This is a genomic window from Arcobacter sp. ISO1, from assembly GCF_058105185.1.
Window position 1 is genome coordinate 1,978,533 of record NZ_CM176573.1, and the last position, 19,773, is coordinate 1,998,305.

General features: G+C 28.1%; 26 protein-coding genes. 21 read left to right on the plus strand and 5 right to left on the minus strand.

Annotation, left to right across the window (positions count from 1 at the left end):
• Positions 1-5: 5 nt before the first annotated feature.
• Positions 6-248: a hypothetical protein gene (locus tag AC2TY9_RS09785; protein ID WP_489777266.1), complete on the minus strand. Its 243-nt coding sequence runs from the start codon at positions 246-248 to the stop codon at positions 6-8.
• A 59-nt stretch (positions 249-307) separates the two neighbouring features.
• A complete protein-coding gene (locus AC2TY9_RS09790) occupies positions 308-841 on the minus strand; it encodes a phage integrase N-terminal SAM-like domain-containing protein (RefSeq protein ID WP_489777267.1) in 534 nt (177 codons plus the stop codon).
• 339 nt (positions 842-1,180) lie between these two features.
• On the opposite strand from AC2TY9_RS09790, the gene yhdJ reads away from it, so the two are divergent.
• The 7 genes from yhdJ (at position 1,181) to AC2TY9_RS09825 (ending at position 6,551) form a co-directional block, all read left to right on the plus strand.
• Positions 1,181-2,032, plus strand: coding sequence for an adenine-specific DNA-methyltransferase (gene yhdJ / locus AC2TY9_RS09795; protein ID WP_489777268.1), 852 nt, complete (start codon positions 1,181-1,183; stop codon positions 2,030-2,032).
• The gene (locus AC2TY9_RS09800) at positions 2,019-3,131 is read left to right on the plus strand and encodes a hypothetical protein (RefSeq protein ID WP_489777269.1); all 1,113 of its coding nucleotides are present in this window, start codon (positions 2,019-2,021) and stop codon (positions 3,129-3,131) included. Before yhdJ ends, AC2TY9_RS09800 begins: the two co-directional genes overlap by 14 nt.
• An 82-nt stretch (positions 3,132-3,213) precedes the next feature.
• Positions 3,214-3,753, plus strand: coding sequence for a ClbS/DfsB family four-helix bundle protein (locus AC2TY9_RS09805; protein ID WP_489777270.1), 540 nt, complete (start codon positions 3,214-3,216; stop codon positions 3,751-3,753).
• 94 nt (positions 3,754-3,847) lie between these two features.
• Positions 3,848-4,333, plus strand: a complete 486-nt coding sequence (locus tag AC2TY9_RS09810) for a P-loop nucleotide/nucleoside kinase family protein (protein WP_489777271.1) — start codon at positions 3,848-3,850, stop codon at positions 4,331-4,333.
• Between the two features lie 164 nt (positions 4,334-4,497).
• On the plus strand, positions 4,498-4,914 hold the full coding sequence (locus tag AC2TY9_RS09815) for a VOC family protein (RefSeq protein WP_489777272.1): 417 nt from the start codon (positions 4,498-4,500) through the stop codon (positions 4,912-4,914).
• 129 nt (positions 4,915-5,043) lie between these two features.
• Positions 5,044-5,871, plus strand: coding sequence for an AraC family transcriptional regulator (locus AC2TY9_RS09820; protein ID WP_489777273.1), 828 nt, complete (start codon positions 5,044-5,046; stop codon positions 5,869-5,871).
• 74 nt (positions 5,872-5,945) lie between these two features.
• Positions 5,946-6,551, plus strand: a complete 606-nt coding sequence (locus AC2TY9_RS09825; RefSeq protein ID WP_489777274.1) for a pseudouridine synthase — start codon at positions 5,946-5,948, stop codon at positions 6,549-6,551.
• Here the strand turns inward: AC2TY9_RS09825 and AC2TY9_RS09830 are convergent.
• Both AC2TY9_RS09830 and AC2TY9_RS09835 read right to left on the minus strand, forming a co-directional pair.
• Positions 6,531-7,850: a type II toxin-antitoxin system HipA family toxin gene (locus tag AC2TY9_RS09830; RefSeq protein WP_489777275.1), complete on the minus strand. Its 1,320-nt coding sequence runs from the start codon at positions 7,848-7,850 to the stop codon at positions 6,531-6,533. The genes AC2TY9_RS09825 and AC2TY9_RS09830 overlap by 21 nt on opposite strands.
• The gene (locus AC2TY9_RS09835) at positions 7,847-8,185 is read right to left on the minus strand and encodes a transcriptional regulator, XRE family protein (protein WP_489777276.1); all 339 of its coding nucleotides are present in this window, start codon (positions 8,183-8,185) and stop codon (positions 7,847-7,849) included. The genes AC2TY9_RS09830 and AC2TY9_RS09835 overlap by 4 nt, the downstream gene beginning before the upstream one ends.
• A gap of 271 nt (positions 8,186-8,456) precedes the next feature.
• Between AC2TY9_RS09835 and AC2TY9_RS09840 the strand changes: the two genes are divergently transcribed.
• Positions 8,457-8,624: a hypothetical protein gene (locus tag AC2TY9_RS09840; protein WP_489777277.1), complete on the plus strand. Its 168-nt coding sequence runs from the start codon at positions 8,457-8,459 to the stop codon at positions 8,622-8,624.
• Here AC2TY9_RS09840 and AC2TY9_RS09845 read toward each other — a convergent pair.
• A complete protein-coding gene (locus tag AC2TY9_RS09845; RefSeq protein ID WP_489777279.1) occupies positions 8,621-9,091 on the minus strand; it encodes a hypothetical protein in 471 nt (156 codons plus the stop codon). The two genes, AC2TY9_RS09840 and AC2TY9_RS09845, sit on opposite strands and share 4 nt — an antisense overlap.
• Before the next feature lie 157 nt (positions 9,092-9,248).
• Between AC2TY9_RS09845 and AC2TY9_RS09850 the strand changes: the two genes are divergently transcribed.
• From AC2TY9_RS09850 to AC2TY9_RS09910, 13 genes are all read left to right on the plus strand, one after another.
• Positions 9,249-9,692 (plus strand): hypothetical protein, encoded by a 444-nt coding sequence (locus tag AC2TY9_RS09850; RefSeq protein WP_489777280.1) that lies wholly within the window; start codon positions 9,249-9,251, stop codon positions 9,690-9,692.
• Between the two features lie 147 nt (positions 9,693-9,839).
• Positions 9,840-10,802 (plus strand): alpha/beta hydrolase, encoded by a 963-nt coding sequence (locus AC2TY9_RS09855; protein ID WP_489777281.1) that lies wholly within the window; start codon positions 9,840-9,842, stop codon positions 10,800-10,802.
• Between the two features lie 128 nt (positions 10,803-10,930).
• Positions 10,931-11,497, plus strand: a complete 567-nt coding sequence (locus AC2TY9_RS09860) for a pentapeptide repeat-containing protein (RefSeq protein ID WP_489777282.1) — start codon at positions 10,931-10,933, stop codon at positions 11,495-11,497.
• A gap of 9 nt (positions 11,498-11,506) precedes the next feature.
• Positions 11,507-11,854, plus strand: coding sequence for a hypothetical protein (locus AC2TY9_RS09865; RefSeq protein ID WP_489777283.1), 348 nt, complete (start codon positions 11,507-11,509; stop codon positions 11,852-11,854).
• Between the two features lie 18 nt (positions 11,855-11,872).
• Complete coding sequence (locus AC2TY9_RS09870; protein WP_489777284.1) at positions 11,873-12,166, plus strand: YrhK family protein; 294 nt, start codon at positions 11,873-11,875, stop codon at positions 12,164-12,166.
• An 18-nt stretch (positions 12,167-12,184) separates the two neighbouring features.
• Positions 12,185-13,414: a DEAD/DEAH box helicase gene (locus tag AC2TY9_RS09875; RefSeq protein WP_489777285.1), complete on the plus strand. Its 1,230-nt coding sequence runs from the start codon at positions 12,185-12,187 to the stop codon at positions 13,412-13,414.
• A 13-nt stretch (positions 13,415-13,427) separates the two neighbouring features.
• Positions 13,428-13,913 (plus strand): GNAT family N-acetyltransferase, encoded by a 486-nt coding sequence (locus AC2TY9_RS09880; protein ID WP_489777286.1) that lies wholly within the window; start codon positions 13,428-13,430, stop codon positions 13,911-13,913.
• Positions 13,914-13,958: 45 nt separating this feature from the next.
• Complete coding sequence (gene hrpB / locus AC2TY9_RS09885; protein ID WP_489777287.1) at positions 13,959-16,487, plus strand: ATP-dependent helicase HrpB; 2,529 nt, start codon at positions 13,959-13,961, stop codon at positions 16,485-16,487.
• A 15-nt stretch (positions 16,488-16,502) separates the two neighbouring features.
• Positions 16,503-17,375 carry a DMT family transporter gene (locus AC2TY9_RS09890; RefSeq protein ID WP_489777288.1) on the plus strand — a complete coding sequence of 291 codons (873 nt, stop codon included), beginning with the start codon at positions 16,503-16,505 and terminating at the stop codon, positions 17,373-17,375.
• 70 nt (positions 17,376-17,445) lie between these two features.
• On the plus strand, positions 17,446-17,757 hold the full coding sequence (locus AC2TY9_RS09895; RefSeq protein ID WP_489777289.1) for an EthD family reductase: 312 nt from the start codon (positions 17,446-17,448) through the stop codon (positions 17,755-17,757).
• Between the two features lie 66 nt (positions 17,758-17,823).
• A complete protein-coding gene (locus AC2TY9_RS09900; protein WP_489777290.1) occupies positions 17,824-18,801 on the plus strand; it encodes a phosphotransferase in 978 nt (325 codons plus the stop codon).
• A complete protein-coding gene (gene tsaA / locus AC2TY9_RS09905; RefSeq protein ID WP_489777291.1) occupies positions 18,794-19,270 on the plus strand; it encodes a tRNA (N6-threonylcarbamoyladenosine(37)-N6)-methyltransferase TrmO in 477 nt (158 codons plus the stop codon). The genes AC2TY9_RS09900 and tsaA overlap by 8 nt, the downstream gene beginning before the upstream one ends.
• Positions 19,271-19,290: 20 nt before the next feature.
• Positions 19,291-19,758 (plus strand): HAD family hydrolase, encoded by a 468-nt coding sequence (locus AC2TY9_RS09910; RefSeq protein WP_489777292.1) that lies wholly within the window; start codon positions 19,291-19,293, stop codon positions 19,756-19,758.
• The last annotated feature ends 15 nt before the right edge of the window (positions 19,759-19,773 follow it).

Consider the following 19,773-nt stretch of genomic DNA (forward strand, 5'->3'; position numbering starts at 1 on the left):
AGTTTCTATATTTGTTTAAAAATATGTGATGTAACTCTTTTATCTATATTAGATTTTGTTACAGCATTTTTAATATTTCGACTTAAAGTTACATCTAAAATATGATGATGTCTTTGTTCTCCAGTTCTAGGGTCTTTTGAAATTTTATTCATAGGAAAAACATATTGCCACTTTGGTTCATATTTAGCCTTTGGAAATTTTCGCTCTAACGCATAAGGGATATATACACTTCCAAAGCCATCTTGCAAATCTCTTTGGTGTAACTCTTTGACTTTTTGTATTTGTATTTTAAGTTCATCCTTTATTTTTAATGGAAGAGGTAAGCTTCTATCTTTGAGAGACTTGCTGTCCCAAATATAGATTTTATCAAATCCCTTGTGCTTGCACTCTCTTTGAGAAAATCTATATCTTTTATACGGATATTTTGGACTTCACTCATTCTTAATCCGCATCCATACATAAGCTTAACCATAAGTTGATAAATGCCTGTAATATTTAAGATGATTTTTTTTACTTCATCAATAGTTAAAACAACTGGAATATGTTTTCTTTCTTTTGCTCTTAAAGCTTGAATATTTTGGTTTTTTAATGAGATATTTAATACTTGTTCATATAAAAAGATTATTCCATAAAATGCTTGATTCTGAGATGTTGGAGATAAGTTTTGCTTTGCTAGGTGAGTTAGAAACTGTTCAATTTCTTTTTTGCCCATTTCCTTGGGGTGACGCTTATTATGAAATATGATATATTTCTTTGCCCAATAAATATATACATTTTCAGTTTTTATACTGTAATGTTTTACTCTTATTTTATCCCTCATAATATCAAGTAATTTAGCCATTATAAAACTCCCAATATGTTGGTTTAAGTCCTTATTTAACATTTCAATATACAAAATGTATGTTTAAGGTCTGGATTTTAATATTTTATATACATTAAAATAATATTGAAAAATATAAATATTGTTTAATGATATTACAAATTGCAATACTTTTTAATAAAAATACCTAAATAAGGGACTTATCTAAGGTCATTAAATAATGTTGTTTTTTATAAGAAATAAAGTGCTTTATATATACAATATGTATTCAATAAATAGTTAGTTTATAAATGAACTTTATCTATAATATATACTAAACCAAAAGAAAGATATAATTCAAAAAACTATTATTGGCAAAAAATGAAACTATATGAAAATGAACTAACAAAAATTATACATGATGATGTTTTTGATGGATTAAAATTAATTGAAGACAATTCTATTGATTTAATATTTGTTGATCCACCATATAATATTGGCAAAAAATTTGGTGATTTTGTAGAAAAATGGGAAAATGAAGAAGACTATATTGAATGGTGTCACAAGTGGATTGAGATATGTATTAACAAATTAAAAAAGAATGGCAGTATGTATATTATGACTAGCACAGAAGCAATGCCATATTTTGATATTTATATCAGAAAAAAAATGAAAATTTTATCTCGTATTGTTTGGTCTTATGACAGTTCTGGAGTTCAAGCTAAAAAGTATTACGGGTCACTTTATGAGCCTATTCTTTTTTGTGTAAAAAGCAAATCTAATTACACTTTCAATACTGAAGATATTTTAGTCGAAGCAAAAACTGGGTCAACAAGAAAACTAATTGATTATAGAGGTAAAACACCGAAACCATATAATACAAAGAAAGTACCTGGAAATACTTGGTACTTCCCAAGAGTAAGATATAGAATGGATGAATATGAAGAACACCCTTCTCAGAAACCTGAAAAACTTTTAGAAAGAATTATCAAAGCTAGTTCCAATAAAGGAGATACAATTCTAGACCCTTTTTCAGGAACGTTTACTACTTGTGCAGTTGCTAAAAAACTAGGAAGAAAATCTATTGGTATAGAGAATCAAGAAGAATATATAAAGATTGGATTACGAAGGTTAAACATTTCTAACGAATTTAACGGTGAGACCTTAACTAAAGAACCAAAAAGTTATCAAATTAAAAATAATACAAAAGGCTTATTTGATGTTGGAACATGAATTTACAAAAGTAATATTTAAAATATTAGAAGATAGCTTTGGAGAAAAATCTCAAGATATATATCTTAGAAGTCCATTACTACAATATTTAAATAGTGAAACAAGAGCTGCTGCTAAAAATAGTAAATCAAGAAAGTCTAATGGTAACCTATTTGCTCTTTATTCATTAGTTTTAGATTATAGAGACCATGGATATCATAGTAAAGATGGATATTCTGAAGAATATAAAGGCGCAAGGTTTACTGATTTAAAAAAAGTTGCTAATGCTTTACCCGGTGGCGATAAATTACAAAATCATGCTTTTAACCATAGATTAAATGAAAAGTTTAAAAAATTGTATCAAGATTGTCCATATCAACCTATTATTAGAAATTTAGAAACAAAAAGATATTGGATCAATGAAAATCTTATTGATATTGAATACAATAGAAAAAAATATAATATTTCAGAAGAAGTATTAACTATCATCCAAAATTTCATAAAAGTTGTTAAAGAAGAATTTGAAGGATTTATTGCCTACACAGCTGAATTATCTTCTATTGTAGATAAGGAACCTGAAATAGTTGTTGACTTTATTCATCAACAATTGTCTCCTACATCAGATGCAAGAACTTTTGAAATTGTCAGCTATGCTATTTTAAAAAATTATTATAAAAACCAACACATATATTGGGGACGAGACTTAAAGGATTTAGTAAAAGAAAATCTTCATCTTTTTAAAACAGGTAGAACTAATGCTAATGATGGTGGGATTGATTTTGTGATGAGACCATTAGGTAGGTTTTTTCAAGTTACTGAAACTCTTGACTTCAAAAAGTATTTTCTTGATATAGACAAAGTACAAAGGTTTCCAGTTAGTTTTGTTGTCAAAACAAAAATGCCACATAAAGAAATGCTTGCTGCAATAAAAGACAATGCTATTCAATCATATAAAGTTGAAAGTGTTGTTAAACGATATATGGATGCAGTAGAAGAAATCATTAACATAGATGATTTAACTTCAATATTGATGGCACTAATAAACTCCGGAGATACAAAAAATATTTTAGATGAGATTATTTTACAAAGTAGACTTGAATTTAATTATGAAGAAGACTAATTAGAAACTAACAAAACCTAGCACCGAACAGTGAACTGTCGGTGAAGTCAACCGTTAACACTACAAAAGGAGAATCCTAAAAATGCCAAGACCTCAAAACAAAGAGCAACTATTAGAATTAGCAAATATTAATTTTGAAAAACTATGGAAATTGATTGATTCTATACCTGAAGAGGTATTAAATACTGAATTTGATTTTTCAGAAGATTTGAAAAAGAAAGAAGCTCATTGGGGAAGAGATAAGAATCTTCGAGATGTTTTAATTCATCTTTACGAATGGCATCAGTTAATTTTGAACTGGATCAAATCTAACACAAACGGAAATAAATTAAATTTTCTTCCTGAACCATATACATGGAAAACATATGGAGAGATGAATATTAAATTTTGGGAAATACATCAAAAAACTAAGCTTGAAAATGCTAAAAATATGATTAAAGAAAGTCATAAAGATGTAGTCTCTTCAATAGAAACTTTTTCCAATGAAGAACTTTTTAGCAAACAACACTTTGACTGGACAGGTACAACTTCACTAGGGAGTTATTGTGTATCAGCCCTATCAAGTCATTATGATTGGGCTACAAAGAAATTATGTGCACATATAAAAAAAGTATCTAAATAATGGTTGTATGTGTTAACAAATACGAGGAGACCAATAATTTACCCTGCGGGAAAATTATTGCTCACGACAATCGTTACACACTAAAGGAAAATCAATGAACCAAAAAGGAACACTCATTTTTTTTTGTGGAAAAATGGGAGCTGGAAAAACTACAAAATCAAAAACCGTATCGCTTGAGAAAAATGCAGTACTTCTTTCAGAAGATGATTGGCTCGAAGCTCATTATCCAAAGCAAATAAACTCTTTTGATGATTTTATAAAATTCTCCACACTTATTAAACCTTTTGTGAAGTCACATGTGCAACAGATTTTAAATACAGGTACAAATGTAGTTATGGATTTTCCTGCAAATACAAAAAAACAAAGAGCATGGTTCAAACAATTATGTGATGAGATAAAGTGTAATCATGAGCTTATTTTTCTTGATTTAAGTGATGAACAGTGTTTAGTTCAGATTGCTAAACGAAGAAATGAACAACCACATAGAGCACAATTTGACAACGAAGAAGTATTTAATCATGTTACACAATACTTTGAAACTCCATCTAAAAGTGAAGGTTTTAACATAATAAAAGGATAAAAGTTTAAACAACATGCAGTACTTAAACAGATAGAAAAGCAGACAAGGCAATTATTGACGAAAATTTTGATACTCGTCTTGATATTTATACTGCAGTGACAAGGCTCTGGGAAAAATGATACTTTAGCATTTAAAAAAACGTAATATATTAAAAAGGAGTACACTTGAATCCAAGAATAAGTATGATTACTTTAGGAGTAAAAGACATAACTAAATCAGTAAAGTTTTATAAAGAGGGCTTAGGTTTTCCACAAATGGATTCACCACCAGAGCTTGCACTTTTTACATTAAATGGATCTTGGCTTGGGCTATATGGAAAAGATGCTTTAGCCGAAGATGCATCTGTTTCATCTCAAAGTGAAGGTTTTAACAATTTTACATTATCACACAATGTTGAATCAAAGGAAGAAGTTGAAGCAGTTTATGAACAAGCACTAAAGGCTGGTGCAATTTCTGTAAAATCTCCCCAAAATACTTCATGGGGTGGTTATCATGGATATTTTAAAGATTTAGATAATCATTTGTGGGAAATCGCATATAATCCATTCTTTTGGGTTGGACCTGAAAACATAGATGTATAACAAATCTATAGAGAGCAAAACTATTTCTTAAGTTAAACGTTATCTATAGAAATAAAATAGCAATCCAGGAGTAGTTTTAAATATTGTTATTTCCTATAATCTCACTACAAAGTTTTAAAAAGAGGTAGTATGAAAAAAACAACTAAAGATGAGTATCTTCAATGTATTTACAAAGTTATTTATTATGTTGAACAAAATTATGATGATAATTTAACCCTTGAAGAGTTATCAAAAGTTGCAGGTTTTTCAAAATACCATTTTCATAGAATTTTCAATTCTATTGTAAGTGAAAATTTGAGTGACTATATAAGAAGAGTAAGGCTTTCTAGTACGACAATGAAGTTCAAAACAAATCTAAATATTACGCAAATTGCACAAACAAGTGGATATGAAACAAATGCCTCTTTTTCAAAAGCTTTTAAAAACCATTTTGGGATAACTCCAAAAGAGTTTTCAAAAAATGCAAAAAAGAAAAAAGGAAATAGAATGTTAGAGCCAAAAATTGTAGAGATAGAACCTATTGAAGTTTTATATGTAAGAAAAACTGGAGATTATATAAAATCTGCTGATGAAGCATGGAAAACTATGGTGGCATTTATTAGTGAAAATGAACTTTTTGAAAAAGCAGTAACAAGGTATGGGATTTCTCATGATAATCCAAATGTAATAGATGAACTTAATTTGCGATATGATGCTTGTTTAGAATTAAATGAGAGAGTAATCCCAAATGGAGAAGTCTCTATTAAGCAAATTGCTGGTGGGGAATATGCTCTTTTTATGCACAACGGTCCTTATTCACTTATAGGAGAAACTTTTAGAAATATAGGTGATTGGATTGTCACATCAGGTGTAAGCTTAAGAGATGAACCGTCATTTCAAAAATATCTTAATCTAGACCCTACAGGAATAAAAGAAGAAGATTTACAAACAGAGCTATATGTACCCATTAAAAGTTAAATCCTAGATTTTGAATCGGCATTTTATAAAATAAAAGTTACAATTTCACATAATTTCAAGGAGATGTTTTATTCATGCCAAATACCAATCAAACCCATCAACACTTTAAAATATTTAAACCATATGGGTGTTTAAGTCAGTTTGTTCAAGAGAAAATGAAAAACAAAAGTTTATTAGGTGATTTTTATGATTTTCCTGAAAATACCATGGCGATTGGTAGGTTAGACCACGATTCTGAAGGATTACTATTACTCACAACTGATGGTATGATAAGTCATAAAGTTAGAAATAAAAGTATAGAAAAAGAATACTACGTCCAAGTTGATGGAGAAATTACCCAAGAAGCAATAGCACAGTTACAAAAGGGTGTTGAAATTACTGTAAGTGGGAGTAAGTATTTAACTCTTCCTTGCAAAGCATTTGCCTTTGCTGAGGAACCTGAACTTCCTCCTCGTGGTCGTAATATTCGTCATCCAAAACATGGTCCTACTAGTTGGATATCTATTACTATTTGTGAAGGGAAAAAACGTCAGATTAGAAAAATGACTGCTGCTGTTGGATTCCCTACATTAAGACTTGTTCGAATTAGAATTGGTGAGATTTATATTGATAGTCTAATGCCAGGTGAGGTTGCTTCTTTATCTAATATAAATGATGTACTAAATCAAATCTCTTCTTAAATTTTTAGAGATTATATCTTTCACTTTTTTTGGTACTTTATATTCATCTGCGAGTTTTTCAAACTCTTTAAATACTTTGATAGTTTTTTCAAGTATTTTTGTTGATTGTATTTGAGTTAGATTACAATATTTTCCAAATGCGATAATATCTTCTTTTGTAAAATTATCTTGCTTTTTATTTAATCTTATTTGATGTACTTTTGTCCAAACTCCATTTGGATCAAAAGAGTAGGTCATATCAAAAGCAGGGGATAAACTCCATTCACCTTTTTTATTCATCAAAAAGCCAAAGTTTTTTGTGTGGTCATCTTGGTTTCTTCCAACTATATTAAAAACAGCTCTTTTAAAAACTTCTGTAATCTCTTCTTGTCCAAAGTTTAATTGTCGTAAGTTTAAGATGAGTTGTTCGTATGAATATGCCCCTGTTGTATCTCTATCGTAGTGTGATAATCCAGCCCAAGAAATATAGTGTAGTTTTGAGGTTTTTTTATTCTCTACAACTCTATCAAACCTTTTAATCATAAAATGAAAATCTTCATCAATTTCTAAATATGAAGTTTCAGGAATATTTATTTCACATTTCTTTGCAAGTAATGAATAGATATATTCAATTCTTGTCATACCTTTTGGGTCTTTTGCATCCCTATCTTGATTTGCTGATGAATCAAACTTCAAAAGCCAATAAGAATAGTTTCCTTCATATAAGTTTGTTCCATCAATATATCTATTTTCTTTATCTTCATCTTTTGCAATAAGTGCTTTTGCTCTTGCCCCTCCTGCACTAGAACCAACTCTAATCAAATCAAGTGCCTCTTTTTTTGTTTTTGAATCTTTTAACTTATCGTTTAAATTATCCTTTTTTGAAATTACCAATTCAGCTAATTGAGAAAGTAAAGATATATCTAAAGTTTTTGCACTTTTTTCAAAATCATCTTCAAACTCACAAGGATGATATTCCAAAGCTCCAATACTTCTTTTCCCCACATATAACAATCTATCAAGAGTTGTTATCTCTTCTTGAGGTATCTTTTTTTCTGCCATAAATTGGTCAATTAGTTGATTCCCATATTTATCTGGTAATGAATCTGCAAAAACACCTGCAACTCCCTTAAAAGTTCTAAAACTAATATCCTCAAAATAAAACTTATCAGGTGGATATTTCATTAGTAAAGGTGAGGGTGAAATATTGGATTTCATAAAATTTTTGTCATACTCAAATTGCGCTATATTTGAATCTTTTGGGTAACCAAGATATCCGATAGTTGTACCCCATAATTTTACTTCAACTATTTTACTCATTTATCTTCTCCCCAAATAAAGTCACTATTGGTATCTCTTTTTGATTTGAATATTCTTTTAGGTTTAGTGTTTTTTACTTTTTCTTGAATACTAAACTCTTCTTTTACTTCAAGTAGTTTTTGAAGCTTGTCTAACTCTCCAAGTCCTCTTAAAATCTTTATAAAATTTAGTAAATTTATATTTGAACCATTCTTTAGTCTTTGGATGGCATCAATACTAACACCACCTTTTTTATGAATATCATCATCAGAAAGTCTTTTTTGAAGTCTTAACTCTTCATAGTTTTTACCAAGTTCTTTTATAATATCTTCATTTGTTAATAAGTTAAAATCCATAAGAACTCCTTTTGAAATATTATATCATAATACTTTGTATTTATACGAAATAATAACTATATAAATACTTATATTTAGTATTTATGCATATTAGTAGAATATTTATTTTTATTTTGGAGTTAATAAGTTTTGATACTTAAGATAAAATGCCATTAAGCTACGCTAAACTCTATAATATAATAAAACATAGATTTTTAGAGCATTTATTATATTTTTAATATTAAAATAATTAATTGTTTTACGAATTTATAAAACACAGCAAGGATAGTAAATGGCAAAAACTAATTATAATTATGAAAAAAGAGCAAAAGAGTTAGAAAAACTTAGAAAAAAAGAAGAAAAACGTAAAAAGAAACAAGCTTTAAAAGAGAGTAAATCTGATGAATCAACTGAGGAATCATCTGATGAATCAACTACAGATTCAACAGAACTATCTTAATTAACTTCTTCTTTTTTTTCTTCCAATTGATTCATAAGTTCGCTTGTAAGCTCCATTGCTAAATAGTGGTCTATCATACTAGAGTCTGCTCCTGAGAGTAGTGGATTAGCTTCAAGTATTTTAAGTACAGCATATGATGATATTGGATCATGTTCTTTTTTTATTAAAAGTTTTTCAAGTAATAAATCCATCTCTAAAACCTCTAATTGAATTGACATAGTTTTATATATCCAAGCTAAAACAATAATTTCCATAAAATTAGTTGTTGGTTTAAATACTCTATCATCTTTAACTATTGTGTGAAGTTTTATTTTCCCTAATATCTCCAAGGCATCAGCATCTTTACTAGCATTTAGTTTATATCCATCTTCTATAATTTGTATGTCACCTAGACTTAGTGATTCATCAAGTTTAAGTTGCTGTTTAATCTGATAAGTTTCTTTGTACATATCTATAAAATCTTGCATAATATATTCCTTTTCTTAATCTTTTTATATATGCAATTTTAGTACCACTACATAGTATATTCTTAGAAGTTTGTATAAAAATCTATATTTTCACTATTTAACAACTAATTAGATAAAATATTTTTTAAAATAAATAGATTATTATAGGAAACAAAAAATGCAAGAAAAAGAACTTAAAGCATTTATAAAAGAGAATGAATCTTTGCTTTATGAATATATAAATTGTGTAATATTAAAAGATATTGGTGTTATGTCGTTTGGTTTTTTTATTAGATTAGTTGATGAATATTTTAATAAACAGAAAAAAAGAATTAGTACTGATAACTTGACTCCTGATACTCTAGGCTATTATCTAATCACAGAAGTTTTAGGAGAATCACAACAAGCCTTTCCTTTTTTTAGAAAAGATACACTTACCTTAGATTTGATATTTAAAGATGCAAAGGTTTATTTTAACCATGTAAAATTCACAATAGAAGATAATAGTTTCAATATCTATTTAGTTCAAACAAAAGCAGGAGTTAGTACCTTAGATGAAGAGATAATTAAATATTCAAAACAATTTCCTATGAAAACTTCAGGACTAAAAGATTTTATCTAAAATAATATAGAAGCAAAACCAAAAAAAACCAAAAAAATACTTATATTGTTATAATATATGATATTATTAATTTTCAATTAAATTTATTAAAAAGCTTTATATATAAAATGTTGTGATTTCTAAAATAATAAAATTAAGGAGAAAATTATGTATTTTATAACAAATAGAGAACCAAAAGGTAGCTTTGCAAAGCAGACTGCTGGCGTTGAGTATGAGTTTGATTTAGATAAAAATGCACCTTCTAATTCAGTGTATTATTGTGAAAGAAATAGCGAAAACGACTATCTGGAGATTGGTTCAACAAAACTAATGAAACAATTGAAGTTGTCAAAAGCTAAAAATATACTTCTTTTTATTCATGGATTTTCCAATCTTCCAGAAAGTGATATATTTCCTAGAGTTAAGACCCTTCAAAAATTATTTGATGACAAAGAGAAAGACATGGTTTTGGTGATACCTATAATTTGGCCATGTGATAATGACAAAGGTATTATAAAAGATTATTGGGATGATCAAAAATCAGCAGATGTCAGCTCTTTTTCTTTTGCAAGGGTGCTTCAAAAGTTTATGAAATGGAGAGATGCCTACACAAAAGATGAAGATATATGTTTAAAAAGAATAAGTGTATTAAGTCATTCTATGGGAAATAGAGTTTATAGAGAAACTTTGCACCAATGGAATAGATATGATTTAGCAAATGGGGTTCCACTTTTATTTAGACATAGCTTTTTAGTAGCTGCAGATATTGTAAATGAATCTTTAGAAGAGGACAAAAAAGGAAGATTTATAAGTCAATCAAGTAGTAATGTCTCAGTTTACTTTTCATCTAGCGATTTAGCTTTAAGAGCTAGCAAAGTATCAAATCTTAAAAATAGAATTGCATCTAGAAGATTAGGTCATACAGGCCCTGAAGATATGTCAAAAGTTCAAAAAAATGTTTATTCAATTGATTGTGAAGAATTAAGTAATAAATATGATTATCCAAAAGGTCATTCATATTTTTTAACAAATAAAAAAGGTAAAGCAGGAAAAGTTTTTGAGCATATTTTTAACACCATAAAAACAGGAAGAGTTAAATCAAATAAAAATAAAACCCATATTTTGAAATAAAATCTATACTAATAGTTTAGATTTTATATAATTATCAGTATATTTAAATAGAATCTCATTTAAATAATATACTAGGATTATCTGTATATTATGATTTATGAGTTTATCAAAAAGTGAAGCTAAATAATATGTTTGATGAAAATGATTACTGGGAAGAAGAGTTTAAAGACTTAAGCGAAAAAGAATTTGATTCTATTTATTTTGATAATTGTACTTTTAATAAGTGTGATTTTTCAAATGCTTTGATGCATAAATGTAAGTTTACAGAGTGTACTTTTATTAATTGTGATATATCACTTGCTAATTTAAAATCATGCACTTTTAATGATGTCAAGTTTGAAAAATCAAAACTTATTGGAATCTCTTGGAGTTCTTGTGATGAACCTTTTGATATAAGTTTTGATTTATGTAATATTTCACAAAATTCTTTTCATTTATTAGACTTAAGACAAATGAAATTTATAAATTCACTTATAAAAGATAGTGGTTTTGAAGAGTGCAATTTAGAATGTTCAATATTCGATAAATGTGATTTAGAATTTACTACTTTTGTAAATAATAATTTGAAAAAAGCTGATTTTAGAACATCTAGAAATTATTTAATTGATCCAAAACAAAATGATTTAACAAAAGCACAGTTTTCTCTTCCTGAGGCTTTAAGTTTTTTAACTCTATTACCTATAGAAATTGATTAAAGGTATTTTATGAAAATCTCATATCATCGTAGAAGAAGAATGAAAACAAGAAGAATTGCCATAAGAGATTTAATCTTGCGGGGTATTGAAGACCCAAAGGATTTAGCAAAAGAGCTTAAGGTTACAGTTCAAACTATAAAAAGAGATTTAGAGGCTATGGAAACTATGAATGAAGAGGATTTTACTTTTCAAACTAGACAAACCTCTCAAGAGATACTTGATAAAAAAGATACTATATTAAAAATGTTGGATGATGAAGAGTATTATACTGAAAATGGTGATATAAATATAAGTAAAATCACAAGTGAATTAAAAACTAGTAGGTCTACTGTTATGTCTGTATTAAATGGTGAATAAAAAAATTGAGGAGAAAAATTGAATTTTTATGAAAAAGAAAATGAACTTGATTTAGATATTGGGAATCGTCATATTGTTATACAAAGACGTTATGAGTTTTTAGGTGCTTTTAATGATTTGCTTATTGCTATATGGTTTTTAACAGGTAGTTTTTTCTTTTTAAATGATACATTAATGAATAGTGGAACTTGGCTATTTATAGTTGGAAGTGCACAACTTTTGATAAAACCTCTAATTAAAGTCACAAGTTTAATTCATGTCGCAAATATTTACAATACTCAGTTTCCTAAAAACTCTGAAAAATCTATATAATAAACTAAAAGGAAAATCTTGTCATTTGATATATTTAATCTATCTTTAGAACTTTTAAAATCTTTAGAGCAAAACAATTATAAAACACCAACTCCTATTCAAAAAGAAGTAATCCCTCTTGTAAAAACAAAACAAGATATTATGGCTCAAGCAAAAACTGGAACTGGAAAAACAGCAAGTTTTGTAATCCCTATACTTGAAACACTAAAAGAAAATAAAGATAATAAAAAAGCAAAAATAAAAGTATTGGTTTTAGCTCCAACAAGGGAATTGACTTTACAGATTGCCCAAACATTTTCAAATCTTAGTCAAAATTTCCCAAAAACTCTTTCTATCGTTTCAGTTATAGGTGGAGAAAAGATTGGGGAACAACTTTTAAAGATACAAAAAGGTTGTGATGTGGTTGTTGCAACTTCAGGAAGACTTCTTGATATTATAGGTAAAAAACAAATTGATTTATCTACTATTGAATATTTTGTTTTAGATGAAGCTGACAAGATGCTTGATTTAGGTTTTGTTCAAGAGCTTGATGAGATTTTAAATATTATTCCAAAGAATAGACAAAATCTTTTATTTTCTGCAACATATTCACCAAAAGTTATAGATATTGCTTCAAAGATAACTACAACAGCTATAAAAGTAGAAATAGAAGATTCAAATACAAATGTGGAAGAGATAACTCAAAGAGCAATATTTGTAAAAAAAGAGGATAGAAGTGCACTTTTAAGACATCTAATAAAAGAGAATAACTTTAAATCAGTATTGGTTTTTATGGCAAATAAAAGAGCAGCAGATAATATAGCAAATAAGTTTATAAAAAAAGGTTTTGAAGCTGAGTCTTTCCATGGAGATTTAAGTCAAGAAGAAAGAAATCTCACTCTAAATGATTTTAAAAATAAAAAGATAGATATTCTTTTTTCTACAGATATTGCATCACGGGGTTTGCATATTGATGATATAGATTGTGTTATAAATTTTGATTTACCAAGAAGCACAGAAGATTATATTCATAGAATAGGAAGAACAGCTAGAGCAGGAAAAAGTGGAGTTGCAATCTCTTTTTTAGATAATGAAAACCTAAACCACTTTAAACTAATTGAAAAAAGATATAAATTAGATATAACAAAAGAGCAAATTGAAGGCTTTGATTTTACTATTTCAAATACTACAAAGCAAAAGGGAACTGCACCTATAAAAGGGAAAAGAAAAAGTAAAAAAGACAAATTAAGAGAGCAAGGGAAAAGATAATAAAGGTTTATTTATGAATAAAGTTATAGAAAAAGCAACAATTAAAGACTCAAAAATTATCTCTTTTTTAATTTGTGAATCAAATAAAGATGTTGCTAAAAAATTTAATTTAGATAGTAAAAATTGTCCTAAACATCCATCTTTTTGTACTGAAGATTGGGTTAAAAAAGATTTTGAAAAATCTGAAGAATATTTTTTATATAAAATTGATGGAAAAGCTGTTGGATGTGTAGCCTTTGAAAACCCTAGAGAAGATGTTGCCTATTTAAATAGATTATCAGTATTGCCATCTTTTAGAAAAGAAGGGATAGGAAAAGAATTAGTAGAATATATTTTTATTTATGCAAAAAAGAAAGATATAAAAAGGCTGAGTATTGGTATTATATCAAATCACACTATATTGAAAAATTGGTATTTAAAACTAGGGTTTGAGCTAGGTTCAAAAAAAACTTTTGACTATTTGCCTTTTGAAGTGCAGTACATGAATAAATTATTTTAATCTAATTGGAATTGAAAAACTTTTTTTTAAAGTAGAATACGCTAAATGAAAAACCTACCTATATGTGAAGTCTTAACTGATATAAAAAAAACTCTTAATACAAACTCTACACTTATACTTGAAGCTCCTCCCGGAGCTGGGAAAAGTACAGTTGTTCCAATCTCTTTATTAAAAGAATCATGGCTTCATTCTGATGGTGACTCTAAGATGATTATTATGTTAGAACCAAGAAGAGTAGCAGCAAGAATGGTTGCAGTGCAAATGGCAAGATTACTTGGAGAAGAAGTTGGACAAAGTGTTGGTTATCAAGTTAAAATGGAAAGTTGTTATTCAAAACAAACAAAGCTTCTTGTTGTAACAGAAGCAATACTTGTGAGAAAACTTCAATCTGACCAATCTTTGGAAGATGTTGCGATGATTATCTTTGATGAGTTTCATGAAAGAAGTATTCATACTGATTTATCCTTGGCCTTATCTTTACAAGTGCAAGAGTTGTTAAGGGATGATTTAAAACTTCTGATTATGTCTGCAACATTAAATTCAAATGACCTAGTAAATTTATTAGGAAAAGTACCTGTTATAAGTTCAAAGGGGAAGTTATATGATGTTGAAAATATTTATTTAAAAGAGAGTATAAAACAACCTGATTTTAAAACTCTAAATAGCTTACTTTGTGATACAACTTTAAAAGCATTGGAAGAGAATAATGGAGATATATTAGTTTTTTTAGCAGGGACTAAAGAGATAAAAAACTTGCTAAATAGTTTAAATGAGAAACTAAAAGGTAAAAAAAGTGATATAGAAGTTTTACCTCTATATTCAGCTTTGGGTAAAGAGCAACAAGATAAGGCTTTACTAAGAAGTGATAAAAGAAAAGTGATACTTTCAACTAATATTGCTCAAACATCACTAACTATTGAAGGTGTTAGTGTTGTTATTGATTCAGGATTAGAAAAACAATCCTCTTATAACTATTCAACAAGTATGAATCATCTAAATCTTACTTTTATTTCAAAAGATTCTGCAGTTCAAAGAGCAGGGCGTGCAGGAAGATTAAGTAGTGGAAAGTGTTATAGAATTTGGCATGAGAAAAAGATATTACAAGAGTCAACAAAACCTGAAATACTAAGAACAGATTTAAGTTCATTTTTTCTTGAAATTTCACTTTGGGGTATAAAAGATATAAAAGAGCTAAAACTTTTGGATTATCCTTCAAAAGAAGTTGAACAAAGCACAAAATTAGTTCTTCAAGAGTTAAAGATGTTGGATGAAAACTCTTTGATAACAAAGCTAGGGGAAAAAGCACTATTACTTGGAATTCATCCAAGGTTTGCATTTATGATATTAAAAGCAAATGAGTTAGGCTTTGCCTATGAAGCATCAATTTTAACAACACTACTTAGTGAAAAAGATATTTTTAAAAGTAGTTTTAGTGATACTAATATCTATTCTAGATTTATTCACTTATATGAGAATGATTTAAATAGTCATCTTATAAATAAAAACTTAGCTTCAAATATTTTAAAACAAGCTAGGTTTATATTTAAAAAATTAAACTCTTTAGAGGAAGTGCAAAAAGCTAAAAAAAGAGTTGATGAAAAGATTTTAAGTGTATTAATCCTTTTTGCTTATCCCGATAGATTAGCAAAGCAAAGAGGGAAAAATAGTAATAGATATAAACTTAGCAATGGTAAAGGTGCCATAATAGATATTGAGGATTCATTATTTAATGAAAGGTTTCTAGTAACACCAATACTAAATGCTCAAAATAAAGATTCATATATCTCATATGCAATTAAAATTTCACTTGAATTGATACAAGAGTACTTTAGTGAATATATAAAAACAACACAGACAATAACTTACAATAAAGAGTCAAAAAGGCTTGATATAAGAGAAGTTAGCAATTTTTATGAAGTTGAACTTACTTCAAAAGCTATTTCAGTTGAGAATAATATCGATTTTTCTAATCTTTTTTGTGAACTTATAAAAAAAGAAGGATTAGAGCTTTTAACATGGAGTAAAAAGGCGATTGATTTAAAAAATAGAGTAAACTTTATAAATGAAAATATGAAAGATGAGTTGGTAAGTTTCAAAGATGAAGATTTATTAGAGACCCTTGAATCTTGGTTAAAACCATACTTAAGTGATGTTAAATCAATTAAGCAATTAGAGTCTTTGGATATTTATGCTATTTTACTTTCATATATTCCTTGGGAAAAACAACAACAAATAGATATTTTAGCTCCTAGTTTTTTAAGGGTACCAAGTGGCTCAAATATAAAAATAGATTACACTAATATTCAAACACCAATATTAAAAGTTAAAATACAAGAGGTTTTTGGTCTTCATGAAACACCAAAAATTTTAAATGGAAAAATCGCTTTGCAAATACATCTTTTAAGTCCAGCTTTAAGGCCTATTCAAATAACATACGACCTTAAAAGTTTTTGGGAAAACTCTTATGCTGAGGTGAAAAAAGAGTTATTTTCTAAGTACAAAAAACATTATTGGCCAGATAATCCCTATGAGGCAATTGCAACCAATAAAACTAAAAAAAATATGAATAAATAAAGAGAATAAAATTATATGAATGAAAGATTAAAGTTAATAGATATAGGTGTACTTTTTATGCTTGCAAGTTCTGTTTTAGGAGCACTAAATGGAGCAGTTGCAAAGTATTTATCAACTAGTATGGATCCTTTGGAAATAGTTTTTTACAGAAACTTAATAGGCGTTTTTATTATACTATTTACACTAAAAAAATTTAATGTAGCCTTTGATAAATCAAAGGTTCATTTACTATTATTAAGGGGCTTGTTTGGAGCTTTAGCAATGGTATTGTTTTTTTATACAATTGCAACAATTCCCCTTGGTGAAGCAGTTGTTTTAAATAGAACTTCACCATTTTTTGTAACAATACTTGCCTATTATTTAGTAAAAGAGAGCATTAGTTTAAAAACATTTTTTGCACTTATTATTGGATTTATAGGAATTATACTTGTGATGAAACCCTTTGGAATAGAGTTTTCATTTGAACATGTTTTAGGAGTTTTGGGTGGTTTCTTTGCAGCTTGTGCTTATGCAACTATAAAAAAAATAAAAGATATATTTGATGCAAGACTTATAATGCTTTCATTTATGGGGATTGGGTTGATTATTCCTTTATTAATTTATTTTTTTACTCCAATTTTTGAGTTTAAATTCCATACTGATCCTATTATTTGGGCTTTAATTGCTTTTATGGCAATTATTTCTACTGGTTCACAGTGGTTTATTACAAGAGCATATAGTGTAAGTAAAGCTAGTATTATTGGAGTAGTTAGTTATACAAATATTCCATTTTCTATAGGATTTGGAGTTGCTTTAGGTGATGCTTTCCCTGATTTAACTACATTTATGGGTATTTTGCTTGTAATCTTTGGTGGTATTTTAGTTAGTTCTAAATTTTCAAAAAAATAGTAAATAACTATTGTTTTTATTAAAAAAATTGGTTAGACTAATCTTAATACATAATCACTAAGGAGAGAAGATGGTAAGAGTAAGTGTTTTATACCCAAATGGTGAAGATATTAAGTTCGATATGGATTATTATTTAGATACTCATATCCCAATGGCAGGAGAGTTAATTGGTGATGCTTTAAAAGGTGCAAATGTTGATTATGGATTAGCAAATGCAATTCCAGGTCAAGAGATTCCTTTTGTTGCTATGACTCATTTAACATTTGAATCAGTAGAAGCTTTTCAAGAAGCATTTACTCCCCATGCAGATAAAATCATGAATGATTTACCAAACTTTACAAATTCAAACCCTATTATCCAAATAAGTGAAGTAAAAATTTAGATTTAATTAGTCAATAATTACTTGTATTAGTATTTATTGACTTTATTTTAAATATAATACGTAACTATGAACTCTTTATATCAAAATATTGGCAATGACTTAGATCTTGGTGAATTAATCTCAAAGGAAACCATCCAGACTCTTTGGAGTGGATATGGTGAACTAGTAAGACTAAAATTCGAATCAAAAAATATTATTGTCAAACATATAAAACTTCCAAAACCTGAACTTCATCCAAGGGGCTGGAATACTGATTTTTCCCATCAAAGAAAACTACACTCCTATGAAGTTGAAGTAAATTGGTATGAAAATTTTAGTAAAGAAATTGACGAAAGATGTAGAATCCCTCAGGGTCTAAAAACTTTTAAAACAGAAAATGAGTATCTAATAGTAATGGAAGATTTAGCAGATATTGAGCTTGTTAATACCACCTTAGATGCAAATGAAAGCCATATAAAAATTTGCTTATCTTGGCTTGCAAATTTTCATGCCAAATATTTAAATGTAAAAAATGAACTACTTTGGGAAACTGGAACTTACTGGCATCTTGAAACAAGACCCGATGAGTTTGAAAGACTTGAAGAGGGCGAGTTAAAGCAATATGCAAGTACAATAGATGAAATACTTAAAAATACTAAATATCAAACAATAGTTCATGGGGATGCAAAACTAGCAAATTTTTGTTTTAATAAATCAGTTACAAGATGTGCGGCAGTTGATTTTCAATATGTTGGTCATGGTTGTGGTATGAAAGATTTAGCATACTTTATGAGTAGTGCAGTTGAACCAGAAGATTGTGAAGATTTAGAAGAGTTTATAAAAGATATCTATTTTGATGAATTACATAAGGCTATAGAGATTTATCATCCTAGTATTGATCCACAAGATATTGAGGATGAATGGAGAATGTTATTTTGTCTATCTTGGGCAGATTTTAAAAGATTTTTAAAAGGTTGGAGTCCAGAACACTTTAAGATAAATACTTACAGCCAAGCAGTTACAAATAGAGCCTTAATATATTTAAAGAGATTAGAAAATGCATAATATAAAACCAATTGGAACAATAAAAACACCTTTTAAGGCTATTGAAGATATGCCAATTCAGCCAAAAGGTGCAAAAGATGTAGAAGGGGTTATAATCCTCAATGAAGAGCTAACAGAAGGCTTAAAAGATTTAGATGGCTTTAGTCATATCTATTTAATATATAGTTTTCATGAAGTAAAAAGAACTGAACTTACTGTAACTCCTTTTATGGATACTCAAGAAAGAGGAGTTTTTTCAACAAGGTCTCCTTTACGACCTAATCATATTGGTCTTTCTATTGTGAAGCTAAATAGAGTTGAAGAAAATAAAATCATTGTTGATGGTATAGATGTTTTAGATGGTACACCACTTTTAGATATAAAACCATATATTGAAAAATTTGATGGTGTTAAAGATAGTAAATCTGGATGGTTGAAAGCAAGTGCTGAGGATGTCATAAATAGACGTTCTGATAAGAGATTTGAGTAAGTAAAATAATTAGGATAGAAATGAGAATTGAGATTCCAGGAAGAGAAGCTTTTGAAATAAAAAGTGTTGTATTTGATTATAATGGAACAATTGCAGTTGATGGAAAACTACTTAAAAATGTTTCTGAAAATATTAATAAACTTGCATCAGATTTTAAATTTTATGTAATTACAGCAGATACTTATGGCACAGTAAAAAAAGAGTTAGAAAATACAAATTGTGAAGTTATAGTAATAGGGAAGCAAAATCAAGACAAAGACAAGTTAGAGTTTGTAAAGAAGCTAGGAAGTAAAACAGTTTTAAGTGTTGGTAATGGTAGAAATGATCTTTTGATGTTAGAGAATAGTATTTTAGGTATTGCTATTTTACAAGATGAAGGTTTATGCACTAAAACTCTTTTATCTTCAGATATTTTAGTAAAATCAATAGATGATGTATTTGGCTTTTTAAAAGATTCAAATAGGCTTATAGCAACACTTAGAAATTAAGAGATTAACTATATA